Below are 12,756 nucleotides of genomic sequence, written 5' to 3'. Positions count from 1 at the left end.
CGCTGGAGGTGCAGGCCATGGGTCAGGTCGTTATATCGCTGGCTGCGATGTTCGCAAGCCTCACGCTGTTCATCGCGGGCACGGCGTTGCTTACGACCGTGGTCGCGGTCGAGCTCGCCTCGGACGGTCTGAGTACGACCCAGGTCGGCCTGATTCTGGGCTGTCACAGCGTCGGCTTCGTGCTGGGCTCACTGTTCGCGACGCCTCTTGTGCGCCGGGTCGGCCAGGTGCGTTCCTTCTCTGCCTTTGCGGCCGTGGCCTGTGCGGCTTCGCTGATTCATCCGATGCTGTTCGACGGCGCGCTTTGGGCGGTCTTGCGCGTACTCGTGGGTTTCTGCGCGGCCGGGCTCATCATGGTGCTCGAGAGCTGGATTTCCGGGCGTGCGACCCATGCCATACGTGGCGCGCTGCTCGGCATCTACCAAGTGGTGTTCTTCTTCGCAGCCGCGCTCGGCCAGTATCTGGTCTCGCTCGGGGATACCGACGACTATCCGATCTATAGTGTCGTGGCGATGCTGATCGTGATGTCGCTGGTACCGCTCGCCTTGACCCGCTCCGAGGCGCCCGCGCCGGGTGCGGCCGAGCGGTTGCGGTTTCGTCAGATCTACGCGCTCTCGCCGAGTGGCCTGTTCGGCGGGATCGCCGGCGGCGCGCTGGTTGCCGGTTTCAGCACGCTCGCGCCGGTTTACGCCAACGGTATCGGCATGACGCTAGGCGAGGTGTCGCGCTATATGGCATTTGCCGTGGTGGCGACGATGGCGATTCAGTGGCCGGTGGGGCGGTTGTCTGACCATTTCGATCGACGCCTGACGATCGGCGTGATCAGCACCGTCGCGACGCTCTCGGGTGTCGCGGCCGCCTGGGGCGGCGCGCACGATGTACGCCTGCTCTACATCGCGACGGCGCCGCTTTTTGGCCTCGCCGCCTGTCTGTACCCCATCAGCCTGGCGATGATCAACGACTACATGGAAAGCGGCGACCCGATCGCAGCCAGCGCGGGCCTGCTGCTGGCTTATGGCGTTGGCACCTGTATCGGCCCGGTGGCCGGTGCCTTCGCAATGGAAGCGCTGGGCCCGTCCGGTCTGTTCGTGTTCCTTGCCGGCGTGTTCGCCTGTTATTCGCTGTTCGTTTTCTGGCGTGGATACACCACACCGTCGGTGCCGGTGGCGGAGCAGGGTCGTTACGTCACGATCGTCGCGGCCAACACAAGTCAGGCGATTCTCGAACTCGACCCACGTCACGAAGAATATATCGAAGCGCCCCATTTTCTGGACGGCCACGTTTCGGACAGTGCTGGAGCGAACCCTTCCGAGCCTGATGACGGATCATCGCCGGACAAGTCCTAGCGCGCTCCAAGCGCTGCTCGAACGGGCATTTGCGCATCCAGAAACCGGCTTTTTCTCCTTGGGGCTTTAGCGTAGGCTTGCGGGTTCCAAGAAATGCACATGGATGATTTCAATGAAACAATATGTGGCTCTGTTAGCGTGCCTGTTCGCGCTCACCGCATGCGGTAACCAGTCGGATTCCGGCGATGCATCGAGCGACGCCTCGGCCTCGAACGGCAGCGATAGCGCGGCCAAAGCCGACTCCAAGACCGACTCCAAGGCAGCAGACAGCGAGAAGAGCGGCGATTTCGATAGCCCCGAAGCGCGTCGCAGCTATGCGCTGGGCATGGATATCGGCAATTCGCTCAAGGAGCTTCCGGTCGAGATCGACGTGGATTCGCTCGCTGAAGGCGTGCGTGACACGGTCAACGGCGACGAAACCCGTCTGTCGCAGGATGAACTCGACGGCGTGATGCAGGGCTTCGTGCAGGACATGGAAGCGGCCCAGCAGAAGAAGGTCGACCAGCAGTCCGAGAACAATCTCGAAAAGGGCAAGAAGTTCCTGGCCGAGAACAAGGACAAGGAAGGCGTCGAGACCACCGATAGCGGCCTGCAGTACAAGGTCCTCGAAGAAGGTGACGGCTCGAGCCCGAGCTCCAGCGACAGCGTGACCGTGCACTACACCGGCAAGCTGATCGACGGCACCGTGTTCGACAGCTCGCGCAAGCGTGGCGAACCGGTCACCTTCCCGGTCGATGCCGTGATTCCGGGCTGGACCGAAGCGCTGCAGCTGATGAAGCGGGGCGCCAAGTACGAGCTCTACATCCCGGCGGATCTCGCCTATGGCGAGCGTGGTGCGGGCGCCCAGATCGGCCCGAACGAAACCCTGATCTTCGATGTGGAATTGATCAGCGTCGAAAAGGGTGACGGCGCCAGCGAAGGCGGCGACGCCGCGCAAAGTGAAGAGGGCGGCGCTGCCAGCGAGTAGCCCGACCTGATTAGCGGCCGCTCAGGCCGCTGATGCAGAAAACGAAGCCGCCGACGTTCGCGTCGGCGGCTTTTTTATGCGTGCTCGGTCAGCGCGCGGGCCGGTTCAGTAGATCGCGCCGCCTTCCGAGGCCTGGCCGCATTCGGCCAGCCCGGCATCGCCATCGCACCGGATCTTCTTGAGCAGACGCTGCATGCGGTGGCTATACCATTCTTCGTCCCAGAGCTGCGCGCGTACGCGGCGGAACATGGCGTGATAGTCGCGCTTCTGTTCGGCATCCACCGCTACCCAGAGGTCGTCGTCGAGCGCATCTTCGGCCTTCTCTGCACGAGCGAGCGTTGTGTCGAACAGTTGATCGAACACCCAGGCCCGTGACTGCGCGCCGAAATCGTCTTCGAAACGTTCGTGATGAATAACAATCTGGCCGGACAGCATGGCGAGCACGAAATCCGCCACGCCGCCATCGGGTGTGACACCCTGTTGAAGCTCCAACGGCGCGTAGGCGATCGCGGGGGCATAGGTCAGCTGGGCGCTGCCGTTGTTGAATAGCGGACCCAGGGACGCGATGCTCGCAGGCACCGGCGAGGCGCCGGCTTCTTCGGTGATGAGCCGTGAGGGGCGGTCGTAGTCAAGCACCGCGATGCGCTTGCCGGCCATCTGGTCGAGGCTCGCGAGGTGAGCGCGATCACGCGCGAACAGGAAGACCTTGCCCAGCGGTACGATCCCGGCCACTTCGTAGCTGTCGGCGCGCATCAGCGGTGCGGCCTTCGGGCCGGACATCACGCCTACGGCCTTGCGCAGCTCAGCATAGCTCTGGAGCCCGCCGGCCATATCGAGACTGCCGGCGAACTTCACGAACTGACGCGTGCGCACGCCGGACAGCACCGCCATATCGCATTTGCCGGCCTTCAGGTCATTGGCGGCTACCGACTCATCGGTATAGGCGCGAGTTTCGAGATCGTAGCCCCATTCGCGTGCCTGAACGGCATAGTCGCGGAAAAGGTCGTAGACGAAGCCGTCGGCGCCGACCGGATCGAATACGCAAGCACGGCGGGTTTCAGCGGCGGTTGCCGGGCTGGAGGCCACAACGAGCAGAAGCAGGCAGGGCAACCATAGGTGGGTCAAGAATTTCATGGTGATAGGTATTTGCGGCTCTAATGTGAACACTTGTACACATTAGGCTGGCCCTACCGTCAAGTCAACACTTGTTCACATTGTTGCCGTCACGTGTTTGGTGAGCGGTGGCCCGTGTGACCGATTGCGCTCAAGACAGCTTTACAGCCGTCTGCACGGGGTGAGGATTGCCCTTGAAAGGACGGCTGGCCGCGGGCTCGGTCTCGAATCCGCGGCCGGGGATTACATGACCGCTTCGATACCGAGTTGGTCGAAGCCCTTGGCAGCATAGTTTTCCCGGAACATGTCGCGCAGCATCTTGGCCTGCTTGTCGTAAGCGGCCTTGTCGTCCCAGGTATTGCGCGGGTTCAGGATCTCGCTGGGCACGCCCGGGCAGCTGGTGGGCATGGCGAGATTGAAGATCTCATGGTTCTCGTACTCGACCTTGTCCGGATCCAGATCGCCGGCGAGCGCCGCATTGAGCAGGGCACGGGTGTGCTTGATCGAAATGCGCTTGCCGACACCGTGCGGACCGCCGGACCAGCCGGTGTTCAACAGGATGCAGCGGGCCTTGTGGGTGCGCATCTTCTCGGCCAGGATTTCGGCATAGACCGACGGCTTCTGGGCCATGAAGGGCGCGCCGAAACAGGCCGAGAATGCCGCCTTGGGCTCGGTCACGCCGACCTCGGTGCCGGCCAGCTTCGCGGTGAAACCGGACACGAAGTGATACATCACGTCCTTGGTATCCAGCAGCGACACCGGCGGCAGCACGCCGAATGCATCGGCGGTGAGCAGCACGATGGTTTCCGGATGCGGGCCACAGGCGCCGTCCGCGACGTTGGGGTTCGCCGACAGCGGATAGGACAGGCGGGTGTTCTCGGTGATCGAGCCGTCGGTCAGGTCCAGATCCTGCGGATCGGTGTCGGCCATGGCCTTACCGGGCAGCGGCGGGACGTTCTCGATCACGCAGCCTGGGGTAGACAGGGCCGCGGCGATCACCGGTTCGGCGTCCTTGTCCAGATCGATGAGCTTGGCATAGCAGCCGCCCTCGAAATTGGAGACACCGTCGGTGGTCCAGGCGTGCTCATCGTCGCCGATCAGTTCGCGGTTCGGATCGGCCGAAAGCGTGGTCTTGCCCGTGCCCGACAGACCGAACAGGATCGCGCCGTCGCCGCGCGCGCCGACGTTGGCCGAGCAATGCATCGGCATCTCGCCCATCTCGGGCAGCATATAGTTCATGACCGTGAACATGGTCTTCTTGACCACGCCGCAGTAGTCGGCGCGGCCCAGAACCAGGCCAATGCGGTTGCGCATGTCCACGATTACGGCGCGCCCGGACTTGGTGCCGTCGCGTTCCGGGTCGCAATGGAAGCTGGGCACGTTCAGCAGCGTCCAGCGCTTGTCGTCCGGGTTCTCCACATCGACGCCGTCGGCGAACATGTTGGTCGCAAACAGCGCATGGGTGGCGAACTCGCCGACGAAACGGTACGGCACGGCATAGGACGAATCCCAGCCGCAGTAGACGTCCTGCACGTAGAGATGCTGGCCGCGCTCGTTCAGATGCTGGGCAACGCGCTCAAGCAGCGGGCCGAAATGCGCCGGGTCGAACTGCTGAAAATCCGATTTCCACCAGACCTTGTCGGTGACTTCGGGCCAGGCCACGGCGAAGGTGTCCTGAACCGGGCGGCCGGTGCAGCTGGGATCCGAGTAGTAGACCAGCGGACCTTCGAGGCCGAGTGCGGTTTCGTAAGCCTTGGGTTCATCGTCCGGCCCGTCGGCGCGTATACGGCCGCGGTCATTGGCGAGCGCTTCCCGGAAGAGGTCGTCCTTGCTGAGGTTATGGCGATACTCGAGGCCATCCAGGCCCAGTGTCGTGTTCAACTCGGCATTCAAACTCATGGGCACTCGTCCTGGGCTGGCGGGGCTACCGGCGCGGCAAAAACGCGCAGATTACCGATAAGGCCATACCGTGGCAACACGCGGGCGCGCGCGTGGGTTATGTGGTGAGCTCAGCTCCCCCCGTCCTGGGCAGATCGCGGCGTCAGGCCACTGTTCTGCTGCGGATCGAGATCATCCTCTTCGAACGTGTTGGGAACACGAACAATCAACGCGCCATCGCGTTTCGAGCTGATCGTGCCGGCAGCGCTCTGCGCCCGGTAATGGTAGAGGTGAAAATCCAGCGGTTCGTCGCTGTCGCTCATCAGCTGCAGGTTGGCGTTGACCAGCAGCGTGGAGTAGAAACGCGCATCGCCCGACTGCAGCCAGATATAGCTGTCGGCAGCCTCCGGCGGGTCGACATAGCCGGCATCGCTGGTGTCGCTGCCAAAGGTCAGCGTCAGGCCTTCATCGCTGAGCTGTGCGTTGGTGATCTTGTCGATCTTGAGCTTCGGCGGCGGAAACAGCGTTTCCGGGTTCATGAGCAGCTGATTGCCTTCCAGTTTCACGCCGGGCCGGTCGAACGGCGTCAGGGTCGCCAGTGACAACTGGGCCGTCTCGATCAGGCCCTTGACCGGCATGCCGAACTGGCTGACCGATGTGGGCGTATAGACCAGCCAGTTATTGTCGGCGACCTTGATCGGGCCGCTGAGCTTGGTCGGCAGGCCGCCGACGGGCGGAATGAAACGGAACAGCCGCGCGCCCACCGTGACCTCGAGGGTGTCCTTGCTGGTCTTGTTCTCGACCGACGACAGCGAACGCGGCTCGTAGGTGAGTACGTAGTTGTTGAACAGTGCGTCCAGATCCTTGGGCCGGATCAGCACCTCGCCGGACAGGATATGGATCACGTACTGCTCGGGATCGTCGAAATCCACCGGCGCGCCGGCTTCGACTGGTTCGAGTGCCGCCTTGAGATGCTTGACGTGATAGCCGACCTCGTCGTCGAGATAGAAATCGACGTTCCGAGCCTCGAGCGCGACCGCGCTCACGCCGGAATCGCTCGGCTGGGCGGCGCCGATGTCGCCGGCTAGGCCGGCCGGCACTCGGCGCTGGCCCCATACCTTTTCGAGCTGCTGATACTGCTCGCGTTGCTCGCGCACGATCGACGGCACGATGCGGTCGTCGGGATCGAGCTGGTTGTCCGGCCCGCCCGTGCTCGGCGCGGCGCCTTCGGTTTCTGCTGTCTCTTCGTTTTCCGAGGTATCGGCATCGGCTTGTTCGTCGGCTTCGGCCGGCTGGGTGGTTTCGGCAGTTTCGTCGGCTGCGGACGACGGGCCGTCCGTTTCGCGCATCTGGCCCTGGGCGAGTGCGGCGGTGCTGGTCGCTGCGGTCAAGGCAAACAACAACGCTGCGAGTACGGTCGAAGGCCAGAGCTTGCCTGCCCGACTGCGATCAATAGTGGGGCCCGACAGGCGCATGAAATCAGGACGCATCGTCGTCCCCCTCTGGCTGGGCGGGCGGCAGGTAATCGGCCGGTTGGTACGGGCCTAGATAGGCCACCAGTTCGCCGGCCGGGGTGGCATCGAACAGGCCGGCCAGAATCTGTTCGCGATAGCTGTAGAGCGAGGCGTCGAGCTTGCCGCCATTCTGGGCAACCATCTGCAGCCGCGCATCGGTGATCACGGCGCGAAAGGTCTTGATATCGCCGCCCTGGATCATGACGTAGCTGTCGGAGTCCACGATCGTGGGCGGGAATTCGGGATTGAAGTCGCTGGAGAAGGTCAGGTGCACGCCAGCATCGTCGATGGCCATCTCCGAGACGTTCACGTCCTGGGTCGGCGGCGGCAGCGAATGGTTGAGATCGAGCACGACGTTGTTGCCGGAGAACTCGGCGCCGCCGGTCTCGATATCGAGCAGGCTCGACAGCTGTAGTCGGATGCCTTCGAGCAGACCCTTGGCCTCGATCTTGGCGACCTCGATCTTGCTCGGCTCGTAGACGAACAGATGGCCTTGTTCGACGCGTACGCTGCCTTCCATATGGAAGGGGAGCCACAGGCCCGGGATCTTCGCGGTTTCACCTTCCACGATCAGTTTGCCGGGGGCGGTCCGCACGGTTGTGTTACGTAGTTGGGTGTCGTCGTAGTCGGTCAGATACTGGTTGAACAGCGCCGCCAGTGCCTTCGGTGGCATGGTGACCGAGCCGTTGAGCGGTTGGAAAACGAACGAGCCGGGGTCGTCGAGGATCACCGGCTGCGACGATTCCTTGGGAACGAGCAGGGCGGACAAGTGCTCGGTATCGAAGGCGATATCGCCGGCGATTCGAAAATAGGTGTTGTGGATGAACAGGCCCACGGCCGCACGGCCCGAGTCGCGCAGGGTGGGTTCGCGTTCGCGCGGATTGAATTCACCGGCGTAGTTTTCGTGCGCCTGTTGGAGTTCGTCGAGAGCCGCGAGCTGTGCCTGTTTCTGGGCGGTCATCGGCGGGGGCGAGTCGTCCACGCTTTGTGCCAGGCGCATCGCCACGAGCGCCACGACGAGCAGCAACAGGATGCCGCCGCCCGAGACGAGGGCCGTCTTCTTCTTCGCCATCGACGTTCTCCAGGGACGTCGTTATTTCAGCGCATCGTCCCGTAACGCCGGTGAAATGACAATAGGTCTTTTTAGATTCAGTCGGCAGCCAGAACGGCGAGCGAGTCGGTGACGTGATCAGGTGCGCTGTCGGCGATTGGCTCGCCGTGGTTGTAGCCGTAAGTCACCGCCAGCGTTCTGAATCCGGCCGCCTTGCCGGCCTGCACATCGTGGCGCGAGTCGCCCACCATCAGCGCTCGGGCCGGTGCGACGCCGGTATGTTCGGCGGCATGCAGCAGCGGCGCCGGGTGGGGCTTCTTCTCGCTCAGGCTGTCGCCGCCGAGGGTGAGCGCAAAGAAAGACGCCAGCGTGAACTGTTCGAGAATGGCGGGCAGGAAGGCTACCGGTTTGTTGGTGACCAGCACGCAGGCGATATTGCGTTCGCGCATTGCTTCGAGGCATTCATGCACGCCGTCGTAAAGCTGCGTGCGTTCACAGGGCGCGTCGGCGTAGTAGGCAAGAAAACGGTCATGCGCGGCATCGATTTCTCCGGCGTCCAGCGACTCCGCCGCCGCGCCGAGCGCGTCGGCCAGCGCGCGCTCGACCAGCTTGTGCGAGCCGTTGCCCACCCAGTGGCGCACCTTGTCGACCCCGGCGGGCAGCAGGTCGCGTTCGGCGAGCGTGGCGTCGACCGCAACCGCCAGATCGGGCGCCGAGTCGATCAGCGTGCCGTCGAGATCGAAGACGACAAGAGAGATGCCCGCGAGTGCTGGGTGCATGGCCGATCCTTTGTTCTTGTTATGGGATGAAGGCGCCGCGTGGCAGCGCCGATTCGCTCACGCGATGGTCCACTCGGCAGATGCAAGCTGCGGCGAAGAAACCGCCAGATGCATGCCCGGATGCAGTGGGCCCACGCCTTCAGGGGTGCCGGTGAATATCAGATCGCCCGGCAGCAGCTGCCAGTGGTGGCTGAGCATGGCGATGAGATCGGCCACGCCGACGAGCATGTGTGCGGTATGGCCGCGCTGGCGGGTTTCGCCGTCGACGGTCAGTTCGAAATGCAGATCGGCGAGGTCGACATCCTCGCCCAACGCGCACAGGGGGCCGAGCGGCGCGCTGTGATCGAAGGCCTTGGCTTTCTCCCAGGGCTCGCCAGTGTTCTTCAGATCGGTCTGGACATCCCGCAGCGTGAGGTCCAGGCCAAGCCCGATGCCGGCGATATGCTCGCGGGCGGCTTCGGGCGCGATATCGCGGCCGCCGCTGCCGATCTCGACCACCAGTTCGGTCTCGTAATGGATTGCCCCGACATCGTCGGGCAGCGTGATGGCTTCGTCGGGCGCGACCAGCGCGCTGGCCGGCTTCATGAACACCACCGACTCCTGCCCGCTCAAAGTGTTGCCGAGTTCTTCGATGTGCTTCGCGTAGTTGCGGCCGATGCAGAAGATGCGCGGCGTGTTGCGCGCGGCAAACGCCTCGGCAGGGCGGGCAGTGTTGGCAGTCATCGGGCGGATTCCTCAGTCAAATTCTTGTGTCGATACTCGCACAGGTCGACGATGATGCAGTTGTCGCACAACGGCTTGCGTGCGCGGCAGGTGTAGCGTCCGTGCAGGATCAGCCAGTGGTGAGCGTCGAGCAGGAATTCCTTCGGCACCAGCCGCATCAGCCGGTCCTCGACCGCGCGCACGGTCTTGCCCGGCGCGATCCCGGTGCGATTGGATACGCGATAGATATGCGTATCCACCGCCATCGCCGGTTTGCCGAAGGCGGTGTTGAGCACCACGTTCGCCGTCTTGCGGCCCACGCCGGGCAGGGCGACCAGTTCTTCGCGCGTGGCCGGCACCTCGCCGTCGTGTTCGTCGACCAGCGCACGGCAGGTCTTCATGATGTTCGCGGCCTTGCTGTTGTAAAGACCGATCGTCTTTACATAGCTCTTGAGCCCGTCTTCGCCGAGGTCGAGAATCGCCTGTGGCGTGTTCGCGACCGGGTAGAGCTTGGCGGTGGCCTTGTTCACTCCGACGTCGGTCGCCTGCGCCGACAGGATCACCGCGACCAGCAGCTCGAACGAGGAGTTGTATTGTAGTTCGGTCTTCGGGCTGGGGTTCGCATCGCGTAGGCGCGTGAAGATTTCGGTTCGCTTGGCCTTGTTCATGGGCGTTCGTCGCTCAGTCGCGCTGTTCGCGTTTTGCCTTGGCGCGCGCGATTGCATCGGCAATGGTCGATTTCTTGGCGTCGGCGCCGGCCGCCGCGTCCTCGCGTGCATCGACGGTGGCGTCGTGGCGGTTCGTGCGGCGTCGCCGTGTGGTCTGGCGATTCAGGCGTTTCTGGCGCGCCTCGAACAGCTGGCGTGCACGCGCGGCACGTTCGGCGTCGATCTCGCGCTGGGGTGGCCATAGCGGCTGGCCCGAATCGGCTTGCGATTCCGGCATGTCGATACAGTCGACCGGGCAGGCCGGCACGCACAGCTCACAGCCTGTGCAGTCATATTCCATCACCGTATGCATCTGCTTGGCCGCACCAATAATGGCGTCGGTCGGACAGACCTGGATACAGCGGGTACAGCCGATGCATTCGTCTTCACGGATGAAGGCGACCTTGGCCACACTGGCGTCGCCGCATTCCGGATCGATCGGCTTGACCGATTCGCCCGTCAGCGCGGCTAGGCGTTCGACCGTCGCGTCGCCGCCGGGCGGGCAGCGATTGATATCCGTCTCGCCCGCGGAGATCGCTTCGGCATAGGGCCGACAGCCGTCATAGCCGCAGCGCCGGCACTGCGTCTGCGGCAGCAGGGCGTCGATGGCGTCGACAGACGGCTCGCTCATGGGCTACTTGATCTTGTCGCCCGGCTTGGCGCCGTCGTCCGGAGACAGGATATGCGGCGAATCACCAGCGGCCAGCACCATGCCTTCGGACAGGCCAAAGCGCATCTTGCGCGGGGCCAGGTTGGCGACCATGACGGTGAGCCGGCCTTCCAGCGTCTCCGGCGCATAGGCGGACTTGATGCCTGCGAAGACTTGCTTGGTGCCCAGCGGCCCTACGTCGAGCGTGAGCTTGAGGAGCTTGTCCGCGCCTTCCACATGCTCGGCGCTGGCAATACGTGCAACGCGCAGATCAACCTTGGCGAAATCGCCGATTTCGATCGTGTCGGCACCCTCGGCTGATTCCGGCTTTTTATCCGCAGGCTTCTTATCGGCTTTCTTCGGCGCCTCGGCCTCGGCCTGTGGCGCGGCCTTGGCGGCCAGGTCTTCCTGGCTGGCCTCGATCATCTTGTCGATGGCCGGCTGCTCGACGCGGCGCAGCAGCGGCTTGAACTTGGCGATCTCATGCCCGGTCAGCGGCCTGGCCAGATCGGCCCAGCCCAGATCACCGACCTGCAGGAAGGCCTCGGCACGGGCGGCCGTTTCCGGCAGCACCGGCTTGAGATAGATCGTCAGCTGGGCGAACAGATTGAGCGCTGTCGTGCAGATCTGCTGCAGCTCGTCCTCGCGGCCTTCTTCCTTGGCCAGCTGCCAGGGCGCGCGCTCGGCGACATAGGCGTTGGCCTCGTCTGCGAGCGCCATGATCTGGCGTACGGCCTGGGCAAAGCGACGCTGCTCGTAGTGTTCGGCGATCTCGTCGGCGGCCGCGGCAAAGCGCTCGAACAGCTCGGGCTTGTCCAGCGTGTCCGCCAGCTTGCCGTCGAAGCGCTTGCTGATGAAGTTCGCACAGCGGCTGGCGATGTTGACGTACTTGCCGACCAGGTCCGAGTTGATCCGGGCCATGAAGTCGTCGAGATTGAGATCGAGATCCTCGACCTTGCCCGACAGCTTGGCGGTGAAGTAATAGCGCAGGAACTCGGCCGGCAGATGCTTGAGCCAGGTGCGCGCCTTGATGAAGGTGCCGCGCGACTTGGACATCTTCTCGCCGTTGACGGTGAGAAAGCCGTGCGCGTGGATCGCCGTGGGCGTGCGATAGCCCGCGCCTTCCAGCATGGCCGGCCAGAACAGGGCATGGAAATAGACGATGTCCTTGCCGATGAAGTGGTACAGCTCGGCGTCGGAATCGGCCTTCCAGAAGCGGTCGAAATCGAGGTCGTCGCGGCGCTTGCACAGGTTTGCGAAGCTGGCCATATAGCCGATCGGCGCGTCCAGCCAGACATAGAAATACTTGTCTTCAGTGCCCGGGATCTTGAAGCCGAAATAGGGCGCGTCGCGGGAGATGTCCCAGTCGCGCAGGCCGGCCTGGAACCATTCGTCCAGTTTGCGGGTGACGGCTTCCTGCAGATGGTCGCTACGGGTCCAGTCGTGCAGGAACTGCTCGAAATCGGCGAGTTGGAAGAAGTAATGCTCGGAATCGCGCTCGATCGGGGGCTTGCCCGAGAGCACCGAAACCGCATTCTTCAGCTCGGTCGGCTGATAGGTCGCGCCACAGACTTCGCAGGCATCGCCGTACTGGTCCGCGCTGCCGCATTTCGGGCACTCGCCACGGATGAAGCGATCCGGCAGGAACATCTGCTTTTCTTCGTCGAACGCCTGTGAAATCGTGCGACGCGCGATATGGCCGGCTTTTTCCAGGCGCGTGTAGATCTCGCTGGCCAGCTCGCGGTTCTCGTCCGAATGGGTCGAGTGGTAGTTGTCGAAGCCGATCAGGAAATCGTCAAAATCCTGCTTGTGCTCGGCGCCTATGTCCGCAATGAGCTGCTCGGGCTCGATGCCCATGTCGCGCGCCTTGAGCATGATCGGCGTGCCGTGCGCGTCGTCGGCGCAGACATAGACACAGTTGTTGCCGCGCAGCTTCTGGAAGCGCACCCAGACGTCGGTCTGGATGTACTCGACCAGATGGCCGAGATGGATCGACCCGTTGGCGTAGGGCAGGGCGGAGGTGACAAGAATATCGCGCGCCATGGCTAGG

Annotated in this window: 11 protein-coding genes; 2 read left to right on the top strand and 9 right to left on the bottom strand. The window is 63.6% G+C overall.

Annotated features, from left to right (window positions below; translation table 11 throughout):
- Window positions 1-17: 17 nt before the first annotated feature.
- Together SADO_RS10380 and bamJ are read left to right on the top strand one after the other, a co-directional pair.
- On the top strand, window positions 18-1,346 hold the full coding sequence (locus SADO_RS10380) for an MFS transporter (RefSeq protein WP_353111132.1): 1,329 nt from the start codon (window positions 18-20) through the stop codon (window positions 1,344-1,346).
- Window positions 1,347-1,458: 112 nt separating this feature from the next.
- Window positions 1,459-2,313 (top strand): BamJ family beta-barrel-assembly machinery protein, encoded by an 855-nt coding sequence (gene bamJ, locus SADO_RS10375; RefSeq protein WP_353111131.1) that lies wholly within the window; start codon window positions 1,459-1,461, stop codon window positions 2,311-2,313.
- Window positions 2,314-2,418: 105 nt separating this feature from the next.
- Here bamJ and SADO_RS10370 read toward each other — a convergent pair whose 3' ends face one another.
- The 9 genes from SADO_RS10370 to metG all read right to left on the bottom strand — a co-directional run bounded on the left by SADO_RS10370 (window position 2,419) and on the right by metG (window position 12,749).
- Entirely contained in the window at window positions 2,419-3,447 is a 1,029-nt protein-coding gene (locus SADO_RS10370) for a putative solute-binding protein (protein ID WP_353111130.1), read from the bottom strand.
- Between the two features lie 222 nt (window positions 3,448-3,669).
- Window positions 3,670-5,325, bottom strand: coding sequence for a phosphoenolpyruvate carboxykinase (ATP) (locus SADO_RS10365; protein WP_353111129.1), 1,656 nt, complete (start codon window positions 5,323-5,325; stop codon window positions 3,670-3,672).
- A 110-nt stretch (window positions 5,326-5,435) separates the two neighbouring features.
- Window positions 5,436-6,794: a hypothetical protein gene (locus tag SADO_RS10360; protein WP_353111128.1), complete on the bottom strand. Its 1,359-nt coding sequence runs from the start codon at window positions 6,792-6,794 to the stop codon at window positions 5,436-5,438.
- Window positions 6,784-7,890 carry a hypothetical protein gene (locus SADO_RS10355; RefSeq protein ID WP_353111127.1) on the bottom strand — a complete coding sequence of 369 codons (1,107 nt, stop codon included), beginning with the start codon at window positions 7,888-7,890 and terminating at the stop codon, window positions 6,784-6,786. Before SADO_RS10355 ends, SADO_RS10360 begins: the two co-directional genes overlap by 11 nt.
- Window positions 7,891-7,967: 77 nt before the next feature.
- Window positions 7,968-8,648: a phosphoglycolate phosphatase gene (locus SADO_RS10350; RefSeq protein ID WP_353111126.1), complete on the bottom strand. Its 681-nt coding sequence runs from the start codon at window positions 8,646-8,648 to the stop codon at window positions 7,968-7,970.
- Window positions 8,649-8,705: 57 nt separating this feature from the next.
- The gene (locus tag SADO_RS10345) at window positions 8,706-9,371 is read right to left on the bottom strand and encodes a fumarylacetoacetate hydrolase family protein (RefSeq protein ID WP_353111125.1); all 666 of its coding nucleotides are present in this window, start codon (window positions 9,369-9,371) and stop codon (window positions 8,706-8,708) included.
- Window positions 9,368-10,018, bottom strand: coding sequence for an endonuclease III (gene nth, locus SADO_RS10340; protein ID WP_353111124.1), 651 nt, complete (start codon window positions 10,016-10,018; stop codon window positions 9,368-9,370). Before nth ends, SADO_RS10345 begins: the two co-directional genes overlap by 4 nt.
- Window positions 10,019-10,031: 13 nt before the next feature.
- The gene (locus SADO_RS10335; RefSeq protein WP_353111123.1) at window positions 10,032-10,688 is read right to left on the bottom strand and encodes an RnfABCDGE type electron transport complex subunit B; all 657 of its coding nucleotides are present in this window, start codon (window positions 10,686-10,688) and stop codon (window positions 10,032-10,034) included.
- 3 nt (window positions 10,689-10,691) lie between these two features.
- Window positions 10,692-12,749, bottom strand: coding sequence for a methionine--tRNA ligase (gene metG, locus SADO_RS10330; protein ID WP_434547898.1), 2,058 nt, complete (start codon window positions 12,747-12,749; stop codon window positions 10,692-10,694).
- Window positions 12,750-12,756 lie beyond the last annotated feature (7 nt).

Source organism: Salinisphaera dokdonensis CL-ES53 (genome assembly GCF_040361215.1).
GTDB classification, from domain to species: Bacteria; Pseudomonadota; Gammaproteobacteria; order Nevskiales; family Salinisphaeraceae; genus Salinisphaera; species Salinisphaera dokdonensis.
Note: the sequence above shows the minus strand (reverse complement) of the source record. Positions and strands in the feature narration are given on the sequence as shown.